Here is a 21,192-nt window from a genome sequence, read left to right as displayed (position 1 = left end):
ACCGGAACGCTAGAGGAAGACACGGATGTCCTGGACCGACGAGCGGATCGACACGCTGAAGACGATGTGGGAGGCGGGCCAGACCGCCAGCCAGATCGCCGAGGCGCTCGGCGGTGTCAGCCGCAACGCCGTGATCGGCAAGGCGCATCGGCTCGGGTTGCAGTCGCGACCGTCGCCGGTGACGCCCAAGGAGGAATCGCGCACCACCGAGCCGGCGGCCACCGCTGCCGCACCCGCTCCTGCGCCCGCGCCCAAGGCGACACCCGCCCCCGCGCCTGCGCGCGCCGCCGCGCCGGCACCCGCACCCGCCGCACGCCCGGCGCCGCCGCCTTTTGCCACCGAGTCGGCTGCGGCGACGGCGTCCGCGCCGAGTGACGTCGACGACGAGGCGGATGAGGGCGCCAGCGCGCCGCCGGTCAAGCGCGAGCCGGTGTTGCGCTCGGTCGGTCCTGGTGGCTTCGTGCGCCAGGCGCCCGGCGAGCAGCAGCCGCCGATCGCGCCCGCGCCGCCGCGCCGGCTGGTGCCCGCGCGCACCGCACCCGAGTTCGCCAACAAGACCTCGCTGCTCGATCTCAACGACAAGATCTGCAAGTGGCCGCTGGGCCATCCGGGCGAGCCGGACTTCCACTTCTGCGGCGACAAGGTGAACCCGGGCTTCCCTTATTGCGTGGCGCATTGCGGCCATGCCTATCAGGCGCAGCTGCCCCGCCGCGACCGGCGCGCGCCGCCGCTGCCGTTCGGCGGCCCGCGGCGCTGAGCCGGGGCGCCCGCCGCGGCGCTTGTCGCTAGCTTATCGTGCCACCCCGGCCTGCGCCGGGGTGGTCGACAAGGGACGGCGACATCAACCATCGCCGGCCCATCACCTCAGAAGCGGAATGCCGCGGTCGCGCGCAGGCTGTGCCAGCGGAACGTGTCGTCCGAGCGGCGGAAGTCGGTGCCCTCGATTGTCCCGCCGTTGGCGGCGTTGGTGAAGGGCGTGCCCGCCGCGCCGGCGGCGCGGACGCGGTAGTCGTTGTCGCGATACTGGTGATAGACATATTCGAGCCCGATCGACAGGTGCTCGCCGAGGCGCTGCTCGATGCCGCCGCCGCCCTGGAAGCCGAACTGATCCTGCCGCCCGCGCGCGGTGAAGCTGTTAGTGCTCTGGCTCGATGCAAATTCGCTGTCGATCCGCGCCAGCGACGGGCCGGCGGTGCCATAGAACAGCGTCGTGTCATTGGGCGTATAGCCGACGCGCGCGCGCACCGCCGCCTCCCAATTGACCTGGCGGTACATCACGTAATTGGCCGGGGTGGAGGAGAAGCCGGTGGTGCTGTCGTTGATGTGCGTCCGCCCGAACTCGCCGACCACGCCATAGACGATCGGCCCGCTCTGCAGGTCGAAGCCGGCACGTCCGTAATAGCTCCACGCGTCGCGGTCCTGCGCGCAGCCCGGGCCGCCGTTGCGCGGTCCCTGCGCCGCCTGGGCGCGGCCGCCGCAGAAGCCGGGCGCAAAGGCGTTCGCGCCGGTGCCGGTGAGCACCGTGTCGCCGAACTGCCCGTCGAGATTGCGGTCGAACTCGACCCGTGCATTGCCGTCATTGGGCTGCACGTCATAACCGCCGGCGGCGCCGACATAGACGCCCGCAAAGCCGCGCCGTGGCGAGGAATCGCCGTCGGCCATGTCCTGCGCCAGCGCAGGCGCGGCCGTCAGCAACACCGCGGCGGTGGTGGCGGCAAGATACGCTTTCATTATGTCACTCCCTGATCGAACAGCCCGGGAACGAGGCTTATCTGCGTTAGGTTTCGTGAGGAATCATTGCCGATGCGAGCGTCTCCAGGGGCGCTTGGGTCAGCGGCTCGGCGCGGTTATATGATGCGCATGGCCGATCTCTTCGCTTCCCCTACCGCCGGCGCCACCACCTACGACGCGTCCTCGATCGAGGTCTTGGAGGGGCTCGAACCGGTGCGCCGCCGCCCGGGCATGTATGTCGGCGGCACGGATGAGCGCGCGATGCACCATCTCGCCGCCGAGGTGCTCGACAATGCGATGGATGAGGCGGTGGCGGGGCACGCCACACGCATCGAGATCACGCTCGACGCCGGCAATCGGCTGACGATCGTGGACAACGGCCGCGGCATGCCGGTCGACCCGCACCCGAAATTCCCGGACAAGTCGGCGCTCGAGGTGATCCTCTCGATGCTTCACTCCGGCGGCAAGTTCGCGGGCAAGGCCTATGCCACCTCGGGCGGGCTCCATGGCGTCGGCGTCTCGGTGGTCAACGCGCTGTCGAGCGACACCGTCGTCGAGGTGGCGCGTGACCGCCAGCTCTATCGCCAGCGCTTCAGCAAGGGACAGACGCTCGGCCCGTTGGAGACGGTCGGCGCCGCGCCCAATCGCCGCGGCACGTCGGTGGCCTTCACTCCCGATACAGAGATCTTCGGCCCCGAGCTGCTGTTCAAGCCGGCGCGGCTGTACAAGCTGGCGCGCTCCAAGGCGTATCTGTTCGCGGGCGTCGAGATCCGCTGGAAGTGCGCGCCCGCGCTGATCGGGGACGGGGATCGCGCAGGCGGTATTCCGGACGAGGCGGTGTTCCAGTTTCCCGGCGGGCTGTCGGACTATCTGCGCGAACAGATCGCCGGCCGCGAATGCGCCACCGCCGACTTCTTCGCCGGCCAGCAGGATTTCCCGGAGGCGCAGGGCAAGGTGGAATGGGCGGTCGCCTGGCCGCTGTGGAGCGAGGGCAGCTACAGCTGGTATTGCAATACGATCCCCACACCCGACGGCGGCACGCACGAGCAGGGACTGCGCCAGGCGCTGGTGCGCGGACTGCGCCAGTTCGGCGATCTCGTCGGCAACAAGCGCGCCAAGGAGCTCACCGCGGACGACGTGATGGTGGGCAGCGAGCTGATGCTCAGCGTCTTCATCCGCGAACCCCAGTTCCAGTCGCAGACCAAGGACCGGCTCACCTCGCCCGAGGCCGCCGGGCTGGTCGAGAAGGCGATGCGCGATCATTTCGACCATTGGCTCGGCCAGAACATCGATCGTGGCAAGGCGCTGCTCGGCTATGTGCTCGAGCGGATGGACGAGCGGCTGCGGCGCAAGGCCGAGCGCGACGTCAAGCGCAAGACCGCCACGTCCGCGCGCAAGATCCGGCTGCCGGGCAAGCTGACCGACTGTGCCGCGGACAATGCCGACGGCACCGAGCTGTTCATCGTGGAGGGCGATTCGGCGGGCGGCTCGGCCAAGCAGGCGCGCGACCGTAAGACTCAGGCGATCCTGCCGATCCGCGGCAAGATCCTCAACGTCGCCTCGGCCACCTCGGCCAAGATCCTGGCCAACCAGGAGATCGCCGATCTGGTCCAGGCGCTGGGCTGCGGCACGCGCAAGGACTGTCGCCCCGAGCAGCTGCGCTATGACAAGATCGTCATCATGACCGACGCCGATGTCGACGGCGCACATATCGCGACGCTGCTGATGACCTTCTTCTTCCAGGAAATGCCCGAGCTGGTGCGGCAGGGGCACCTCTATCTCGCGCAGCCGCCGCTCTACCGCCTGACCGTCGGCGCCAAGTCGCTCTACGCGCGCGACGACGCGCATCGCGCCGAGCTGGAGCGGACCGCGTTTCGCGGCAAGAAGGTGGAAGTGGCGCGTTTCAAGGGCCTCGGCGAGATGAACCCGCAGCAGCTCCGCGAGACGACGATGGACCCGGCGAAACGCAGCATGATCCGCATCACGCTGCCGCAGGAATATGAGGAACGCGCCGGCGTGAAGGATCTGGTCGATCGGCTGATGGGCACCAACCCCGCGCATCGCTTCGCCTTCATTCAGGAGAATGCGGCGCGGATGGACGAAGAAGCGATCGACGCGTGACCCGGCATCCCAGACGAGAATGGTGGCTCGCCATCGCGCTAGCGGCGCTGGCCGGCTATATCGACGCGATCGGCTATCTTCGGCTCAATGGCCTGTTCGTGTCGTTCATGAGCGGCAACTCGACCCGGCTGGCGGTGGCACTGGCGGGCGCCTCGCCGCTGGCGCTCACCGCGGCGTCGCTGATCCTCGCCTTCGTCGCGGGTGTGGTGGTGGGCGCCACGGCGGGGGAGGCGCTCGGGCGCTGGCGCGGGCCCGGCGTGATCGTGCTGGCGGCGGTGCCGATTGCGGTGGCGGCGGCGCTGCCCGAATTCGGCGCGCTTGGCGCGCTGGGTACGGTGCTGCTCGCCGCCGCGATGGGCGCGGTCAACACCGTCTTCCAGCGCAACGGCGAGGTGAGCGTCGGGGTCACCTATATGACGGGCGCGCTGGTGAAGTTCGGCCAGCATGTCGCCGCCGCGCTGATGGGCAATGGCGCGCGCTGGGACTGGCTGCCCTATCTGCTGCTATGGGGCGGGCTGATCGCGGGCGCGTTTCTCGGCACCGCCGATTACGCGCTCCCCGATAATGCCGCGCTGTGGCGCGCGACGGTGGCGGCGCTCGGCGTCGCGCTGCTCGCCGCCGCCACGACAGAGCGGAGGCGCACACCGCCGGCGTGAGCGACGGGGCAGGTGGGGCGAATCATGGGGCGAGGGCGTGGCCAAGGCAGGGGCGAGCAGCGGACGGGGCACCTTTGCCCTGGTGCGCCCCCTGCGTCCGCCCGGCTCCTGTCACGTCCTTCCCCCACGGTCTTCCGTCGTCCCGGACACGTTCCGGGATCCACCGTCCCGCAGGCGCGGCCACAGCTCGATGAGCGGCGCCATGGATCCCGGAACAAGCCAGGGATGCCGGTGAGGCTGGTGATCGGGCTGGTCGCCGAGCCTGTGACCGGCTGCTCCATCTGCCGCCGTCACCCATGATCGATCTCGCGCGCGAGCCCGACTTCGACCTCGCCGGGCTCACGGTGCGCCCGTCGCTGCGCGAGGTTGTGGCGGAGGCGCGCAGCGAGCTGCTCGAGCCGCGGGTGATGCAGGTGCTGGTCGCGCTAGCGCAGGCGGATGGCGCGGTCGTGTCGCGTGACGCGCTGGTGGCGCGTTGCTGGGGCGGGCGGATCGTCGGGGACGATGCGATCAACCGCGTGATCGCGCGGCTGCGACGCGTCGCCGACGGAGTCGCGGCGGGCCGCTTCCGCATCGAGACGATCGCGCGCGTCGGCTATCGTCTCACCGCAGTGGGCACCGCCACCGCGGCGGACGGTGCATCGGCCACGCCGCGGTCGGCGAGCCACGCTTCTCGCGCTGCGCCGCTCGCCCGCCGCGGGTTCGTCGTGGGTGGCGGGATCGCCGCCACCGCGCTGGCTGGCGGCGCCTGGTGGTGGCACCATGCCCGCCCGGCGCCGCGCTCCGCCGAGGTGAGCGCCTTGATCGCGCAGGCCCGCGGCGCGCAACGCCAGGCCGATCGCGACGGGCTGTGGCAGGCGATCGGGCTGTTTCGCCGCGCGGTGTTGCTCGCTCCCGATGACGCCGACGCCTGGGGCCAGCTCGCGCTATGCTGCGCGGTGGCGGCGCGGATCGCGGCCCACGGCGACCGTGCCCAGTTCGCGCAGCGCGCGCTCGCCGCCGAACGGCGTGCGGAGGAGATCGACCCGGGCAATGCTTATGCCGCGCTCGCGCGGATGCGGCGGGCGCCGCTGCTCGGCAACTGGCTGGCGCAGGAGCGCGTGGCGCGCCGCGCCGCGTGCGCACATCCGGACGATGACATGCTCGCCGACGCGCTCGGCCGCCTGCGCCAGATGGTCGGGCGGATGCGCGAGTCGATCGACGATTATACGCGCGCGCTGGCGATCGGCGGCCCGTCACCGATCGCGATGTATCAACGCGTGGTTTCGCTGTGGAGCGCGGACCGGTTGGAGGAAGCGGATCGCGCGATGGACGAAGCCTGGGGGCTGTACCCGCTCCATTATGCGGTCTGGTTCACGCGGGCGTGGCTGCTCAGCTACACCGGGCGCGGCGGTGAGGCGCTGCGCATGATCGAGGACGCGGATCATCGCCCGAGCAATATCGAGGAGCCCAGTTTCGCGCTTGCGGCGGGCGTCGCGCGCGCGCTCCAGACCCGGGCGCCGCGCGACATCGACGCCACCGCCGAAGCGTACCTGGCGGCGGCGCATCGCGGCACCGGACATGCGGAGAATGCGATCCAGTTCCTCAGCGCCACCGGCCGGCTCGATCAGGCGTTCGCAATCACGGAGGGTTATTTCCTTGGCCGCGGCTTCGCGATTGCCTCACTGCGCTTCTCACCGCGGCAGGGGACCTATACCGCGCCAGACCAGCGCGTCAGCTGGTTCCTCTTCGCGCCGCCCTGCGCCACACTCCGCCGCGACACGCGCTTCGGCGCGCTGGCGCGCGCCATCGGGCTGGCTCGCTACTGGCGCGACGCGGGGATTGGCCCCGACGATCGTGCGGTGGCGAGGTAGGAAGGCAGCGTGTCCCCGATTGCTATCCTGAGTTCGTCACAGGATCCACGTCGCCGCGAGATCGGCAGCTCCGACAACTTCGTGCCGGTTATCCTAAAACAAGGCGAGGCTGACCGCGGCGGTTAAGCATCGCGCGCCGCGCAGATGACCGACGTGCAATAAGCGCGAGCGACCAGAACCCAGCTGGCGGCATACGTCATCGGCCCGCGTCAACGCTTCGCCAGCGCGGTGGCGTCGCGTTCGGCCAGCGCGAGCCGGAGCGGGGGCGATCGTCGCGCCGCTCCGTCGATCGTGGCGGTGACGCAGGCGCGACGATCCACCGTGACAGGCTCATGCTCGCACAGTTTCGCCGCGGCGCGCTCCACCCGCGCTAGCATCGCGGCGCGGCCATCGCTGGTGCGCTGGTCAAGGTCACGCGCAACGATGTGATAGCTGTGATCGCCAACGCGCCAGCTCTGCGCGGCGGCGGGGATAGCGCATATGGCGGCGAGGATGAGGCTGAGGGGACGCATAAGGGCTCTCCGATCTCGCGACGGGGATCGTCGCTGGGTCGGAGTCTCGCTGGTGTCGGTCGCGCGGTCGCGGTGGTGGAGCCGATCTTCTGCCGATCAATCGCCGATCACGAGGCAACACGATGCCTTCTCACGCCCTCCCGGACTCATCTCGGCACTCACGAATGCGAAGCCGAACGCCCTCTCCACCGCGGCAGAGGGGGGCCGACTCCAGTCGGCCAGGTTGACCTTCAGGCTCGCGGTACGAACCATCCGTCCGCCCCGCGCTACACCCGCAGCGCGGGGCGCTCCTCACGCCGCCGTGCCAGGATCGCGCGCGCGTCGCCGGGCGTGCGCGCCTCGCCGTGCGGGCCGCCTGCAGCGGCGATCACACGATCGAGCAGTTCGAGCCCGTCCGGCCAATGGCCGAGCCCGCTCGCCGCATTGATATGCCCGCACGCGCCATAGTCGATGAAGTGACTGCCCCAGTCCACCGCCAGGCTGTGCGCGCGATCGAGCGTGACCCAGGGATCGTCGCTCGAGGCGACCACGATCGAGGGGAAGGGCAGCGGCTGCTTGGGTGAAGGCGCAAACGGCGCGAGCTCGGGCGCGACCCCGGCGCGGTCGACGTCCGCCGGCGCCACCAGCAGCGCGCCCGCGACCGGCCAGCCATAAGGCTGCGGGCTGAGCGACGCCCACCACGCCACCGCGACGCAGCCGAGGCTGTGCGCCACCAGGATCACCGGTGCGCGCGCGCTCGCCACCGCCTGGTCGATCTTGGTGACCCAGGCGTTGCGATGCGGACGGTCCCACATGCCGAGCTCGATTCGCGCGGTGTCGGGCCGGCTCTTTTCCCACAATGTCTGCCAGTGCGACGGTCCCGATCCGCCCAGTCCCGGGACGGTCAGAACGGTCGGCTGCACCGACAGATCGAACGCGGAATGTCCCATGACACACCTCCTTTTGGTGAGGCCGCGGCGATCAGTCTAGGGGTCGGCAGTGCCGCGGCCTCTGCACTCTAGGTATAGCCTACTAAATCGATCGGCAATCCCGCGACGCAGCATTTGACGCGAACGGAGGCGCGGCGGCGACGAGCGGAGATGGACGGTTGCGGCGCGCCGCGCGCCCGGCGATAGCGGCGCCATGCCCAAGCAACGTGTGGACCAGATGCTCGTCGATCGCGGCCTCGCCGAGTCGCGCACCCGAGCGCAGGCGTTAGTGATGGCGGGGCTGGTGTTCGCGGGCGAGCGCAAGGTCGACAAGCCCGGCCAGACGCTCGCGGACGACGTGGCGCTGGAGGTGCGCGGGCGCGACCACCCCTGGGTGTCGCGCGGCGGAGTCAAGCTGGCGCACGGGCTCGATCACTTCGGCTGGGACGTGACCGGCGCGGTGGCAATCGACGTCGGCAGCTCGACAGGCGGGTTCACCGACGTGCTGCTCACGCGCGGAGCGGCGCGGGTCTATGCGGTGGACAGCGGCACCAACCAGCTTGCCTGGAAGCTGCGCCAGGACGCGCGCGTGATCGTGCAGGAACAGACCAGCGCGCGCCTGCTCACCGCCGCGCATGTGCCCGAGCCGGTCGACCTGGTGGTGTGTGACGCCAGCTTCATCGGGCTGGCCAAGGTGCTGGAGGTGCCGCTCGGCTTCGTCCGCGCCGGCGGGCGCGTGCTGGCGCTGATCAAGCCGCAGTTCGAGGCGGGCCGGAGCGAGGTCGGCAAGGGCGGGGTGGTGCGTGATCCCGCGGTGCACGCGCGCGTTTGCGCCGAGGTGGTGGCCTGGCTTGAAGCGGGGGGCTGGCAGGTCGAGGGCGTGGCGGAGAGCCCGATCACCGGGCCGGAGGGCAATGTCGAGTTTCTCGTCGCCGCGGCGCGGGGGTGAAATTGGTGCAGGCGCCATTTACCTGCGTTGGGCGTTGGGGCAGCTAGGCCGGAGCGGACCGATCGGGGAGAAGGCGATGGGCGAGGTCGCGTCGAGGGAACAGTTGCGCATGTCGTTCCTGCGCTGGGCCGCGGTGGCGGTGCCGGCGGTGCTGCTGCTCGGCTTCCTGTCGGGGCGGACGGTGCCCTCGGGCGATGCCAACGCCTGGTATCGCGCGCTCGCCAAGCCCGAGCTGACTCCGCCGGGATGGCTGTTCCCCGTCGCCTGGTCGCTGCTGTACGTGATGATGGGGGTGGCATTGGCGCTGGTGCTGAGCGCGCGCGGCGCGCGGCTGCGCTGGCTCGGGGTTGCGCTGTTCACGGCGCAGCTCGTCGGCAATCTCGCCTGGACGCCGCTGTTTTTCGGCGCGCACCAGGTGTCCGCGGCATTCCTGTTGATTGTCGCGATCCTCGGGCTGACGATCCTCACCACCTTTGTCTTCGCGCAGGTGCGCCGCCGCGCCGCGTGGCTGCTGGTGCCTTATATGATGTGGCTGGGGTTCGCCGGCGCGCTCAACTGGCGTATCGATCAGCTCAACCCCGACGCGGAACGGCTTGTGTCGCCGGCCGCGGCGTCCCAGATGGTTGGTTGAGCGCTCTTACGGGAAGTTACGTCATGCAGTCCGAGAATCACCTGTTCGGCGACCTCGCCAAATTGTTCAACGGCGCGGCCGGCACGCTCGCCGGGGTCGGGCGCGAGGCCGAGGCCAATGCGCGGGCGCGGGCGCGCGAGTGGATCGGCGGGCTCGATTTCGTCGCGCGCGACGAGTTCGAGGTGGTTAAGGCAATGGCCGCCGCGGCGCGCGACGAGAATGACGCGCTGCGCGCGCGTATCGAGAAGCTGGAAGCCGCGCTCGCCGCCGGCGCCGCCGCGCCGACCCCCACCGAGGGATGACGCGTGTCGCGCAGCGTGCGATAAGTCACTGATGCTGGACGAAGCTGACCAGGACACCGCGGGCGAAGCACCGCTCGACATGCTCGAGGCCTATTTTCTCGCGCATGGCTGGCCGTGCGAGCGCGGTGAGGACGAGATCACCGCCTCGATCAAGGGCAGCTGGACCGAATATGAGCTGCGCGCGCTGTGGCGCGAGGAGGACGGCGTTCTCCAGCTGCTCGCTTTCCCCGACGTGAAGGTGGCGGAGGGCCGCCGCGCGCCGGTGTACGAGGTGCTCGCGCTCGTCAACGAGCAGCTGTGGATGGGGCATTTCGAAATCTGGTCGAGCAGCGGCATCCTGCTGTATCGCAACGCTACCGCGATCGAGGCGGAGGAGGGCGAGGCGAGCATGGCGCTGAGCACCGCCGAGCTGCTGGTCGAGTCCGCGATCGACGAATGCGAGCGCTTCTACCCCGTGTTCCAATTCGTACTGTGGGGTGGCAAGTCGCCGAGCGAGGCGATCGCCGCGGCGATGGTCGAGACCGCGGGCGAGGCCTGACGCGCGGTGCGGCTGTGGATCATCGGCTGCGGCAACATGGCGTCCGCGATGCTGCGCCGCTGGCTCGCCAGCGGCGTGATCGCTGCGGAGGACGTCGACGTGGTCAACCGGCAGCATCGCGTGCTGCCGATCGGGGTGCGCCAGGCGCGTGCGCTGCCCGACGCGCCGCCGCCCGACGCGGTGATCCTCGGCATCAAGCCGCAGCAGCTCGACGAGGTCGCCCCGGTGCACCGCGCGCGTGTGGCGGACGCGCCGCTGCTGGTCTCGATGCTCGCCGGCGCGGACCCGGCGCGCTTGGCGGCGGCCTTTCCCGGCCCGGTCGCGATCCAGACCATGCCCAACCTGCCGGTCGAGCTCGGCCGCGGTGTGGTCGCGGTGCACGCGCCCGCCGCGCCCGCACCCGCGCGCGCAGTGGTGGACCGGCTGCTCGCGCCGCTCGGGCTGGTGGAGTGGTTCGACGACGCCACACGCTTCGCCGCGGCGGGGGCGCTGTCGGGCACCGGCCCGGCCTTCCTGTTCCGCTTCGTCGACGCGCTGACCGCGGGCGGTGTCGCGACCGGGCTCGCGCGCGAGGAAGCCGCGGCGATCGCGCTGGCCACGGTTGAGGGTGCGGCGGCAATGGCGGCGGCGAGCGACCGCGTCCCCGCCGCGCTCGCCGACGCGGTGGCCAGCCCGGGCGGGATGACCCGCGCCGGCCTTGACGTGCTGGATCGCGAGCGCGCGTTGGCCGCGCTGCTCGAAGAGACGCTGCGCGCGGTGGCGCGGCGCGGCGCAGAGATGGCCGCGGGAAAGTAGAGGCTGACCCGAAGCGGCGGTCACTCCTGCGTCAACCTGTGACACGGCGCTATATGAGCTGGTGCGAACCTTCCTCTCACGGGGCGATGCTGATGACCACGCGCGGAACAGGCCGCCGGATGAGCGGCGATCGGGATCGGTCATGCTGATACTTGCCGCCATGGTGGCGCTGACCGCGCCTCACCAAGGATCAGAATGCTCCGGGACGACGAGTCTCGAGATCGACGCCTGCCTCAACGAGACATTGCGTCAGGCCAGCGCCGATATGGAGCGCTATCTGGCTGCCGCCGCCCGGCGCGCCGCAAACGACGGGGGCAGGACGCTCGCCCAGTCGATGGAACGCTCGCAGCGAGCCTGGATCCTGTACCGTGACCGGGAGTGCAATGCGGTCTTCGACTTTTGGAGTGGTGGGACGTCCCGGATCGCCGCGGATCGTCTGTGCGCGATCAGGCTGACACGACATCGCACGCACGATATTTGGGCGAATTGGCTGATGTTCGTCGACAGGACGCCGCCGCTGCTGCCGGAGCCCGGCGTCGAGCAAGCCGGCGAAGCGAGATGATCGGCCGCCACGATCGGGCTGCTCGGTCCGCCCCCGCCCTCCTCACAGCGGCAGTGCGGTGGTCGACTTGATCTCCTGCATCGCAAAGGAGGAGCTCACGTCGTGGAGCGGGGCGACGCGGATCAGCTTGCGGTAGATCCGGTCGTAATCGGCGATGTCGCGCGCCACGACCTTGAGCAGGTAATCGACCTCGCCGCTCATCCGGTAGAATTCGACCACCTCGGGGATACGCGCCACGCCCTCGGCAAAGGTCTGGAGCCATTCGTCGCTGTGCTGCGTGGTGCGCACCGCGACGAACACCGTGACGTCGAGCCCGAGCGCGGCGCGGTCGAGCAGCGCGACGCGGCCACGGATCAGCCCGCCGCGCTCGAGCCGCTTGACCCGCTTCCAGCACGGTGTCGGCGAGAGACCGACGCGCTCGGCGAGATCGGCGATCGCGAGCGTCGCGTCGTCTTGCAGCAGCGCGAGCAGCCGCCGATCGGTCGGATCGAGAACAACATTCTCCATAGAAGCGGGATAGTAGCATGTTCTGGCGCGATACACGCTGAATTCGTGGTGCAGAGAGGGGCTAATTGCGCCGCGCCGGCGCTATCATGCTGTTTCACAGGCGGAGGAAGATCGATGCTGGGCCGGATGTTCGTCAATCACCCGCGCGCGGTGGGGGAGAGCTACGCGACACACGCGCGCGTCGCGGCGCGCTTCGGCGCGACCATGCTGCTCGCCGGAGCGGCGTGCCTCGTGCACGCGCTGATCCCCGGCCTGTTCTGCACCACCGGCAGCCGTGCGATCGAGCGACTGTCTCGCGAAATGGCCGCGCGCCACCGCTGCGACTGAACGCCCGCGTCGGTCCGCGCTCTGGCGGCCGGCCTGTCCTACAGGCGGGGTGAGCGGGCACAGGGTCGAGGTGCGCTCTTTATCATCCCTGTTGATTCCGTCGTGCAACGGCGGGCATCGCGCCATCCCGCCCGAAGGCTCAACTTTCTCAACATTCGCGCGTGTGGCGCGGCCCGCTAGCCGCGAGGCACTTCGCCACGAACCCAACGAAGACAATCGGTTCTGGCGTAAGCCGACATCAGCGCGAACGTTGATAGGTGTTGGAGCGCCGCGCCGAATGTTGAGGAATGTTGGATGCGGACCCGAAAGGTCGCTCGGCGAAAGGCGGTCATTCCGGGCTCGATCCGGAGTCTATCGTGCGGCATACACCACGAGCGTTGCCCGGGTGGCTGCATGGATCCCGGCTCAAGGCCGGCATGACGGGCAGGGGACCTTAGCAGCCACACGTCTCATCATTATGCAGCTTATGGGTCCGGACCGGTGAGTTCGGAAACGCTCATCCTCGTCGGCAAGGTGACCGCAGCGATCCCTTCGTCGCCGCATAGGGACCGCACCCCCGGCGCCGCGCCAGCGCGCTCGGCACGGCGCGCCGGCTCAATGGCCGTAGCGCTTGATTCCCCGCCGGCGCAACTTCTCGCGGTGGCGCCGACGCAGCATGACGATCACCGCGGGTGCGGCGATCAGGACGACTGCACCAATGATGGCATAGGCCAGAAGTTCGCGAGTCAGCTCGGGCATGCGCGGGCCTCTGACACACCAAAGAGCAGCTGTCATCTTGCTTGAACGACTGGGAAAATCGAGCAGCCCGTTTCGGCGAGCGGGCCCGCTTTCCTTCATGCGGCCGCTTGCGCTATCACCGGCCTGCTTCGTTCGCGGAGGAACCGTTATGCTTGTGCTGCTCACCGCCGGGGCCATGCTGATGACCGATCTCCCCGACCCACCGGCGCAAGCACGCTCGCGTCTCCCGGCGCCGGGAAGCCAGCGCCGCCTCGCCGGTGCGGGGGCGGCGCCGGGCTGTGCCGGCGCGAGCCTCGTCGGCCAGCGCTGGAGCGAGGACATGCGCGCGCCGCTGCTCGGCGCGGCGACGCGCGAGGTGCGCGTGCTGCGCGTTGGCCAGCCGCGTACGATGGACCTGCGCGAAGACCGTCTCAACGTCATCCTGGATGCGGACGGCCGCGTCGTGGAGATCACCTGCGGCTGAGGCCATCCCGGCGTTTGTTGCGAAAGATGTCGGCGTTGCAATACGGCGCCTTGCCAGTCGGTAATCGCGTGGTTAACCTCGTCGACGCTCGAGCAACAATGTGCGTCCGACCGATCAGGGAAGTGACGACCGACCTACGGCGGCATCACCGCCGTGTGCTCGTGCATCCCTGGCCGGCCGACCTTCACCGGGAGTGAGACAGGCATGGCATCGAAGCTGAACACCGTGTTGCGGGCGAACGGGCGCGCTCATCAGGGCACTGACGGTCCCACCGACATGGCGGCGCTCTCCCCCGGGCGTGGTGCGCTGGCCCCGTCCTACACCACCGCCGGGCCGCTCGACTCCCGCCCGCTCCAGGCACCGGCGCTGGCGGCGCCCGCGGCCGCGGTGGCGGCGGGGCCGACCCCCGCCTTCGACCTGTCGACCGGCAAGGCCGTCACCACCGCGTTCAAGCTTTACTCGATCGACGTCGCCGACCCGCTGGCGAAGGACCAGTGGCATCTCCAGCGACTCGGTGACCTGCAGACGGTGTGGAAGGATTATACCGGCAAGGACGTGACCGTCGGTGTCTACGACTCGGGCGTGCAATATGCGCACTGGGATCTCGACGGCAATTACGATGCCTCCAAGCAGGTCGTCGTCGACGGCAAGGTCTATGACGGCGACTATCGCCCCGCGTCCGGTCCGCACGGCACCTCGGTCGCCGGGCTGATCGCGGCGGAGCGCAACGGCGCGGGCGGGGTGGGCGTCGCCTATGGCGCACACGTCACCGGCGTGAACATCTTTGATCCGTATTCCGAGGACGATGCCAAGGAGGGGATCTTCGTCAACGGCGCGGATCTGACCAAGTTCTTCGAGGCGGTGAAACAGTCCGCGCGCTATGACGTCACCAATCACAGCTGGGGCGGGCTGGACTATATCAGCACCGCCGCGGCGCGGACCACCGCAGGCTCGTTCGCCAACGGCATGGTGACCGCGCTCGGCTATGGCAGCAGCGAGGGCCGCGGCGGGCTCGGCACCATCCATGTCGCCGCGGCGGGCAACGACGTGATCGACGGCCAGGCCGACAGCTGGAAGACCGACCGCCACGTCGTCACGGTCGGATCGTACCGCGAGGTGGACGGCAGTTCGTCGCAATATGTCGACAGCGGTGCGCATCTGCTCGTCGCCGCGCCGTCGAACGATTATGCCGAGCTCGGCGGCACAGGGCAGGTGACGACCGATCTGCTCGGCCGTGACGGCTATAACACGATCGCCAAGCCCGGCGGCGCGGAGGATTATACCGACTCGTTCGGCGGCACCTCGGGCGCGACGCCGGTGGTGAGTGGCGTGGTCAGCCTCATTCTCGACGCCAACACCGATCTGGGCTGGCGCGACGTCAAGGACATTCTCGCTGCCTCGGCCAAGATGCCGGTGGCGTTCGAGACCGGCCAGACCGCCGCCACCTCCACGATCAGCGGGCTAACCTATGTGCTCAACAACCGCCAGTACCAGCTCAACGGCGACGATGCCGGCTGGAACGGCGGCGCGATGCACTACAGCAACGATTACGGCTATGGCGCGGTGGACGCCTATAATGCGGTGCGGCTCGCCGAAGTCTGGTCGCTGTTCGGCGCGGCCAAGACGAGCGACAACGAGGTCAGCGCCACCACCGGCACGATCCGGGTCGGCAAGACCTCGGTCGCGACCAAGGCCGACACCGCGCTGACGCAGTTCCACGATTTCCTCGGCACGCCGACCAGCTTCCAGTTCCGCGTCACCCAGGACGTGGACGTCGAGCATCTGGATCTCACGCTCAACTTCTCGACCTTGCTGGGCGACGGCACCTCGTCCTTCAACGCGAGCGCGGTGGGGCTCAAGATCAAGCTGATCGCGCCCGATGGCACGCAGGGCTATATCGATCTCGGCGACACCAATGCCACCACCGTCTCTGCCGCGTCGCAGACCTTCACCTTCGGGCTCAGCGGGTTCCGCGGGGTTGATACGCTCGGCACCTGGACGCTCCAGTTCGAGCAGACGCAGGACGTGTTCGGCGAATATGACGACAACCGCACGACGGTGAACACGCTCAAGCTCGATCTGTACGGCGCCGCGCCCGCGGCGGGCGACGTCTACACCTATACCAACGAGTTCTTCACGATGGCGGCGATCGCGGGCGAGAGCGCGCGCCGTACGCTGATCGACACCGACGGTGGCACCGACTGGATCAACGCCGCGGCGATCGCCAGCGACGTGGTGATCTCGCTCAGGCAGGGCGGGGTCACCAGCTTCGGCGGATCGAGCGCCTTCACGATCGGCGCGAGCACGCGGATCGAGAATGCGGTGAGCGGCGACGGCAATGACACGCTCAACGGCAACGTGCTCGACAATGAACTCCACGGCATGCGCGGCGACGACAGCCTGTTCGGCGATGCCGGTAACGACACAATGTTCGGCGGGCTCGGCAACGACCGGCTCAACGGCGGCAGCGGCGCCGATGTGCTGCACGGCGAGCAGGGCGACGACACCTATATCGTCGACCAGCGCGGCGACGTCGTGATCGAGGCGGCCAACCAGGGCAACGACACCGTCTACACCGGCGTCGATTACACGCTGACCGCCCAAGTCGAGAACCTGCACCTCACCGGCGCGGCGCGGCTGGGCACCGGCAACAACCTCGACAACGGGCTGTACGGCACCAACTTCGCGGACACGCTCCATGGGCTGGACGGCCAAGACGTTCTGAAGGGCTGGGACGGCGACGACCGGCTGTACGGCGACGCCGGCAACGACAGCCTGTACGGCGGCAATGGCAACGACTGGCTCGACGGCGGCCGCGGCGCCGACACGCTGCAGGGCGACGGCGGCAATGACACCTATGTGGTCGACCACACCGGCGATCGGATCACCGAGTCGCAGGCAGGCGCCGCCGGCGGCATCGACCTGGTCATGTCCTCGATCGACTATACGCTCGGCGCCAATCTCGAGAATCTGACGCTGACCGGCAGCGCCGGTGTCGCGACCGGCAATGCGCTGGCGAACGTGCTGCGCGGCAATGCGGTGGCCAACACGCTCAACGGCGGGGGTGGCAACGACACGCTGGTGGGCGGCGCGGGCGACGATCTGCTGATCGGCGGCGGCGGTGCGGACCGGTTCGTCTTCGCGACCGGCTCGGGGAAGGACGTGATCCTCGATTTCGGCAGCGGCGACACGATCGACGTGGCGGGTTATACGCTGAACGGCGAACCGCTCGTCAGCGATCTCGGCGCCGACACGCTGATCGATCTGGGCGGCGGCAACACGATCCTGCTCAAGGGCATCCAGCCGGCGCAGCTGGCCTTCACCGGCGACGCCTTCGGCTATTCGGGGTGAGCTGACGGCGGCGGCGGCGGTAGCGGCAGCGCGCCCGCCGCCGCCGCATCAGCTGATCGTCCAAGGATCCACGGTGGTGGCGCGAATCCATCGCGTCGCCAACCATTTGCTGCCGTGAGTGACGGGCAGCCCAGCGTGGCGGGCGGCGGGATCCGGACGGCTGTCTGGGCTGGTGTTGACGAACACCAGGGCGTCACCGCCGCGCGGGGTGACGGTGACCCGCGGTACGGGAAACTCAGTCTCGCCCCCGCCGAATCCTTCGTTGAGATACAACAGCACGGTGATGACGCGCTGGTTCACCGCGCCCTGTATCGCATCGTGATGAAGTCGATATTGCTGGCCGGGCTGGTAGCGTAGCACCGTTAGGGGCTCGCCTTGGTCGATCCGCGTGTGGGTGATTGCCGCAATGCGATGATTGATTGCGCGCACCACCAGATCCTCGCGCGTGGGCCCGATCGCGCCGCCGTCGGAGGTGCGGACCGGATGGGCCACCCAGGCCCCGCTGCGCGGATCGATCACCCGCGCCGGCTCGAGCACCGCCGCCCCGACCGATGCCAGATGCGCGCATTCGGTCGGGGAGAGCAGGGCACGGTAGCGCAGGATCGCGGGCGCTGCGCTGAGCCGCTCGGGTTCGGGCACGCGCGTCGGTGCGCCGCGTTCGTCGAGCGCCATCGCAGCGAGGATCGCGAGCTGCCGCGCCGCGACGGGGTCGCGCCGTGCCGCGGCCTGAAGCAGCGCTAGCGCACGCGACCAGTCCGCCGCCGCGCCGCTGCCATTCGCCACCAACGCGATCTCCGCCAGTGCCGCGTCGACATGCCCGATCTCGACCGCACGACGCAGCCACGTGCGCGCCGCGGCGAGGTCACGGCGGAGCGGCGTGCCCCGCAGCAGCCACACCGCCAGCAGCATTGCCGCCTCGGCGTCGCCCTTCCGCCCGGCGGCGTCGAGCTGCCGTGCCGCGGCGGCGACGTCCCCCTGCACTGCCAGTCGCTCCGCCGCTGCCACGTTCATCGTCAACTCCGTCTCATAGCAGAAGGGGCCGGGCTCACGCCCGACCCCTCCGGTCAACGCAAGGCTAGATCGATCAGAACTTCGCGGTGAGGCCCATGTAGAAGAACCGGCCGCGGTTGTCGTAGATCGCCGATGTGGTGCCGATGTTCGACACGCCGACGCCGGTGAGCCCATACGGCGGGTTGACGTCGCCGATGTTGGTGACGCCGCCGTAGAAGTTGAACATGTCGGTCACGTCGAGCCCGAAGCGCACGTCGTTGTAGGTCACGCTCGGATACTTCTCGATCGTCGCGTAATCTAAGTTCTGCGGCGGCAGACCGTTGACGCCGTTATAATCTTCCCAGGTGTTCACATACATCTTGTCGATCCAGCGCAGCGTGTGGCCGATCGTGAAGTTGCCGAACTTCAGGTTCGTGCTGATGTTGAACCGGTCCGACGGCGTGCCCAGCTCGTCGTTGAGCACGTCCTTGAAGTTGGAACGCGAAGGGTCGGTGAAGTCGTCGCGCTGGATTGCATGGGTCCAAACGCCCTCGACCGAGGCACGGACGATCCCGAAGTCGTGGTTGTACGCGACTTGGGTGTCGATGCCGCGCGCGCGCAGCTGCGCGTAGTTGCGCGGCGCGTCCTGATACGAACCCTCCAGGATTTGATAGGGCTGCTCGTTTCTGGGACCACCGTCGGCACCGGCGCGCTGGAAGAGCGCGCAGAACTGGTTGTCGAGCGACGGCGCGTCATAACAGGCGTTGAGCGCCTGCTGCACCGACGGCGAGGTGATCACGTTCTTGACCTTGATATCGTAGTAATCGACCGAGATCGACAAGCCAGGAACGTAGCTGGGCTGGTACACGCCACCCAGGGTCAGCGACTTCGACGTTTCCGCCTCGAGGTCACGGTTGCCGCCGCTGCTGATCTCCAGCGACTGGGTGTAGACGAAGTCATAGCTTGTCGGGATGCCCTGAGCGGCGCAGTTGGCAGCTCGGTTTGCCGAGCCGGTACCGATATTGCGCGCCGAGCACGGATCGTTGGGAGCAGGGGTAAAGTTCTGCCCCGCCGCTGCATAGGCTTCGCCCAGATACGGCGAGCGCACCGACTTGGCATAACCGCCGCGTAGCTGCAGGTCGTTGATCGGACGCCATACCGCCTGGCCGTTCCATGCGTACACGGTGCCAACCGAGCCCTTGTAATCGGCGACCCGCGCCGCGCCCGAGAGCGTCAGTTCCTTGATCAGGAAGACGTCCTTGATCAACGGCACCGACAATTCGCCAAATGCTTCCTTCACCTCGAACGAAGGTGCGCGGAAGCTCGGGATCGCGTTGTAGAAGTTATAGCCTGCCTGGGTGAGCGGATCGAGATCGTAGGACAGCGTCTCGCGCCGATACTCGCCACCCACCGAGAAGCCCACCGGGCCGCCCGGCAACTCGAACAGCTGGCTCAGATCACCCGCGACGAAGGCGTTCGCTACGAACTGCGTCGCTTTGCCCTTCGCAGTCGTCGGCGCGATCAGATAGGCGCGCGCCGCATCGCTGACCGAGCCCTGGCCGAAGGGGTTGATCGGGACGCACGCGGCGACGTCGGCGGCGAGCCGCGCCGGATCGCCGCCGATATCCTCGCCCGCATAAGCGGGATCGATCTGCGAACGGCAGACGATTTGCCCGGCTGCGTTGCGCGTGCTGTCCAGTGCGAGCAGGAAACGTTGAGTGTTTACGTTGCCCGTGATGGTGCTGCGTTCGTTGTGCTGGCCATAATTGGCCGAAACTTCATAGTGCCAGTCGTCATTGAAGTCGCCGCGCACGCCGACCACTGCGCGATAGGTGTCGCGGTTGAGCCGCTCGTCACGCGTGCCGAGATCGACCCAGTTGCGGCGCAGTGAGAAGCGGTAGGTGCCGGCGGCGATTTGCGCCAGCGCCGCGGCGCGATTTGCGGCCGCGCTGGCGCCAGAGAAGGCGGCGCCGGTGTTGGGGTTGACGCCGGAGTTCACCGAGGCCGCCAGCTGTGCCGCGATGGTGGCGCGGGCGCTTGCGTCGAGGAACGGGTTGTCGAGCCGGATGCCCTCGCGGTTAGTGCCCGCGGCGCCGCTGTTCGCGTAGGAGCGATCCGCGAAGCCGCCGTCGATCGCGTCGCCCAACGTGGTGCCCTGCGAGAAGAACGGTCCGCTCTGCGAACCGAAGGCCTCGGTGCGGACGTACTTGGCCTCGAAAAACGGTACGAACGCGCTCGACACTTCGAAATGACCCAGCGCGTTGATGACGTAGCGCTTCAGATCGGGCGAGAGCACGACGAGCTTGTCCTCGCGGCTGGTGGTGCCGTTGCCGCCGAGAAAGTTGCCGTTGGGCCCGAGACCGACGCGCGTGCCGGCCTGCGGCGTCAGCGTACCGCCGGGCTGGAACAGATACGCGCAGGTGAACGAATTGCCCACCGAATCTGCGCCGCACGGTGCGGTGCCGGCGCCGTAGCGGAAGCCGAGCTGGCCGCCGAGCGAGATGGTCGCCCCGCGAACGTCACGGTAGAAGGTGCGATCGAACACGCTGTCCGATGGCGCGCCCGCCGCATCGGTGTCGGTGACCACGAACGTGTCGTTCTGGCGCAGGTTGCGGCGGCCTGAGGCGTAATAGTCCTGTTGGTGCGCGAACTCGGCGTTGATCGCGATGTTGCCGCGACCGTCCGCGAAATTCTTACCGGCGAGGACGGACACATATTGGTTACCCGCGTCGCCATGAGTGCTGACCCCGTTCTGACCGTGCAGCTGAAGACCGTCGAAATTGTCCTTCAGCACGAAGTTGACGACGCCCGCGATCGCGTCCGAGCCATAGACCGACGACACGCCGCCGGTGACAATGTCGACCCGCTCGACCAGGTCGGTCGGAATTGTGTTGATGTCGACCGCGTTGCCGTTGTTGATGATGTCGGCGGAGACATGGCGCCGACCATTGACCAGCACCAGCGTACGGGCGCGGCCGAGGTAACGCAGATCAAGGAAGTTGAGCCCGCGGGTGCCAAGTCCGGAGGTCGAGTTCTGCGAGCCAAGCGACGGGTTGAGCTGAGGCAGCTGATTCAGCGTGTCGCCGATCGAGATTCGCCCGGTCTCGAAGATGTCCTGCGCCGTCACCGTGGTGATCGGGATGGGCGAGTCATCGTTCGGCCGACGGATACGCGAACCGGTGACGACGACGTCCTGCCCGCCGATTTCGGTGGTGCCGGGCGCAGTGGCGTCCTGCTCGGTGGTGGGCGAGCCGGCCT

At 68.8% G+C, this 21,192-nt stretch carries 20 protein-coding genes; 13 read left to right on the top strand and 7 right to left on the bottom strand.

All coding sequences use genetic code 11. From position 1 onward, the window contains the following. Positions 1-25: 25 nt before the first annotated feature. On the top strand, positions 26-757 hold the full coding sequence (locus ACMGDM_RS01270; protein ID WP_436802327.1) for a GcrA family cell cycle regulator: 732 nt from the start codon (positions 26-28) through the stop codon (positions 755-757). A 107-nt stretch (positions 758-864) separates the two neighbouring features. On the opposite strand, the gene ACMGDM_RS01265 is transcribed toward ACMGDM_RS01270, so the two are convergent. Next, positions 865-1,731 carry an outer membrane protein gene (locus ACMGDM_RS01265; RefSeq protein WP_436802326.1) on the bottom strand — a complete coding sequence of 289 codons (867 nt, stop codon included), beginning with the start codon at positions 1,729-1,731 and terminating at the stop codon, positions 865-867. Positions 1,732-1,860: 129 nt separating this feature from the next. Here ACMGDM_RS01265 and parE point away from each other — a divergent pair, with 129 nt between their 5' ends. From parE to ACMGDM_RS01250, 3 genes are all read left to right on the top strand, one after another. After that, positions 1,861-3,852 carry a DNA topoisomerase IV subunit B gene (parE, locus tag ACMGDM_RS01260; protein ID WP_436802325.1) on the top strand — a complete coding sequence of 664 codons (1,992 nt, stop codon included), beginning with the start codon at positions 1,861-1,863 and terminating at the stop codon, positions 3,850-3,852. Beyond that, positions 3,849-4,508 (top strand): YoaK family protein, encoded by a 660-nt coding sequence (locus ACMGDM_RS01255; protein ID WP_436802324.1) that lies wholly within the window; start codon positions 3,849-3,851, stop codon positions 4,506-4,508. The genes parE and ACMGDM_RS01255 overlap by 4 nt, the downstream gene beginning before the upstream one ends. A 296-nt stretch (positions 4,509-4,804) precedes the next feature. Next, entirely contained in the window at positions 4,805-6,361 is a 1,557-nt protein-coding gene (locus ACMGDM_RS01250; protein WP_436802323.1) for a winged helix-turn-helix domain-containing protein, read from the top strand. A 209-nt stretch (positions 6,362-6,570) separates the two neighbouring features. On the opposite strand, the gene ACMGDM_RS01245 is transcribed toward ACMGDM_RS01250, so the two are convergent. Then, a complete protein-coding gene (locus ACMGDM_RS01245; RefSeq protein WP_436802322.1) occupies positions 6,571-6,873 on the bottom strand; it encodes a UrcA family protein in 303 nt (100 codons plus the stop codon). 266 nt (positions 6,874-7,139) lie between these two features. Beyond that, positions 7,140-7,802, bottom strand: coding sequence for an RBBP9/YdeN family alpha/beta hydrolase (locus tag ACMGDM_RS01240; RefSeq protein WP_436802321.1), 663 nt, complete (start codon positions 7,800-7,802; stop codon positions 7,140-7,142). 193 nt (positions 7,803-7,995) lie between these two features. Here ACMGDM_RS01240 and ACMGDM_RS01235 point away from each other — a divergent pair, with 193 nt between their 5' ends. From ACMGDM_RS01235 to ACMGDM_RS01210, 6 genes are all read left to right on the top strand, one after another. Continuing rightward, positions 7,996-8,730 (top strand): TlyA family RNA methyltransferase, encoded by a 735-nt coding sequence (locus tag ACMGDM_RS01235; RefSeq protein WP_436802320.1) that lies wholly within the window; start codon positions 7,996-7,998, stop codon positions 8,728-8,730. A gap of 76 nt (positions 8,731-8,806) precedes the next feature. After that, a complete protein-coding gene (locus ACMGDM_RS01230) occupies positions 8,807-9,361 on the top strand; it encodes a TspO/MBR family protein (protein ID WP_436802319.1) in 555 nt (184 codons plus the stop codon). A gap of 23 nt (positions 9,362-9,384) precedes the next feature. Continuing rightward, positions 9,385-9,663, top strand: a complete 279-nt coding sequence (locus ACMGDM_RS01225; RefSeq protein WP_436802318.1) for an accessory factor UbiK family protein — start codon at positions 9,385-9,387, stop codon at positions 9,661-9,663. Between the two features lie 31 nt (positions 9,664-9,694). Further along, positions 9,695-10,201: a type III secretion system chaperone family protein gene (locus tag ACMGDM_RS01220; RefSeq protein WP_436802317.1), complete on the top strand. Its 507-nt coding sequence runs from the start codon at positions 9,695-9,697 to the stop codon at positions 10,199-10,201. A gap of 6 nt (positions 10,202-10,207) precedes the next feature. Further along, positions 10,208-10,996: a pyrroline-5-carboxylate reductase family protein gene (locus ACMGDM_RS01215; protein ID WP_436802316.1), complete on the top strand. Its 789-nt coding sequence runs from the start codon at positions 10,208-10,210 to the stop codon at positions 10,994-10,996. A gap of 142 nt (positions 10,997-11,138) precedes the next feature. After that, positions 11,139-11,558, top strand: coding sequence for a lysozyme inhibitor LprI family protein (locus ACMGDM_RS01210; RefSeq protein ID WP_436802315.1), 420 nt, complete (start codon positions 11,139-11,141; stop codon positions 11,556-11,558). A 42-nt stretch (positions 11,559-11,600) separates the two neighbouring features. On the opposite strand, the gene ACMGDM_RS01205 is transcribed toward ACMGDM_RS01210, so the two are convergent. Further along, on the bottom strand, positions 11,601-12,065 hold the full coding sequence (locus tag ACMGDM_RS01205) for an Lrp/AsnC family transcriptional regulator (RefSeq protein ID WP_436802314.1): 465 nt from the start codon (positions 12,063-12,065) through the stop codon (positions 11,601-11,603). 114 nt (positions 12,066-12,179) lie between these two features. Here ACMGDM_RS01205 and ACMGDM_RS01200 point away from each other — a divergent pair, with 114 nt between their 5' ends. Continuing rightward, positions 12,180-12,392: a DUF6356 family protein gene (locus ACMGDM_RS01200; protein WP_436802313.1), complete on the top strand. Its 213-nt coding sequence runs from the start codon at positions 12,180-12,182 to the stop codon at positions 12,390-12,392. 594 nt (positions 12,393-12,986) lie between these two features. Here the strand turns inward: ACMGDM_RS01200 and ACMGDM_RS01195 are convergent. Continuing rightward, complete coding sequence (locus ACMGDM_RS01195) at positions 12,987-13,130, bottom strand: hypothetical protein (protein ID WP_436802312.1); 144 nt, start codon at positions 13,128-13,130, stop codon at positions 12,987-12,989. Positions 13,131-13,278: 148 nt separating this feature from the next. On the opposite strand from ACMGDM_RS01195, the gene ACMGDM_RS01190 reads away from it, so the two are divergent. Both ACMGDM_RS01190 and ACMGDM_RS01185 read left to right on the top strand, forming a co-directional pair. Continuing rightward, on the top strand, positions 13,279-13,593 hold the full coding sequence (locus ACMGDM_RS01190; protein WP_436802311.1) for an I78 family peptidase inhibitor: 315 nt from the start codon (positions 13,279-13,281) through the stop codon (positions 13,591-13,593). A gap of 204 nt (positions 13,594-13,797) precedes the next feature. After that, complete coding sequence (locus ACMGDM_RS01185) at positions 13,798-16,944, top strand: S8 family serine peptidase (protein ID WP_436802310.1); 3,147 nt, start codon at positions 13,798-13,800, stop codon at positions 16,942-16,944. A gap of 48 nt (positions 16,945-16,992) precedes the next feature. Here the strand turns inward: ACMGDM_RS01185 and ACMGDM_RS01180 are convergent, their stop codons facing one another. Continuing rightward, positions 16,993-17,955 carry a 2OG-Fe(II) oxygenase gene (locus ACMGDM_RS01180; RefSeq protein WP_436802309.1) on the bottom strand — a complete coding sequence of 321 codons (963 nt, stop codon included), beginning with the start codon at positions 17,953-17,955 and terminating at the stop codon, positions 16,993-16,995. 73 nt (positions 17,956-18,028) lie between these two features. After that, positions 18,029-21,103 carry a TonB-dependent receptor domain-containing protein gene (locus ACMGDM_RS01175; protein ID WP_436803604.1) on the bottom strand — a complete coding sequence of 1,025 codons (3,075 nt, stop codon included), beginning with the start codon at positions 21,101-21,103 and terminating at the stop codon, positions 18,029-18,031. Positions 21,104-21,192 lie beyond the last annotated feature (89 nt).

This window comes from Sphingomonas larreae (assembly GCF_051400595.1).
Lineage (GTDB): Bacteria > Pseudomonadota > Alphaproteobacteria > Sphingomonadales > Sphingomonadaceae > Sphingomonas.
This window is presented reverse-complemented; position numbering and strand designations above follow the sequence as displayed.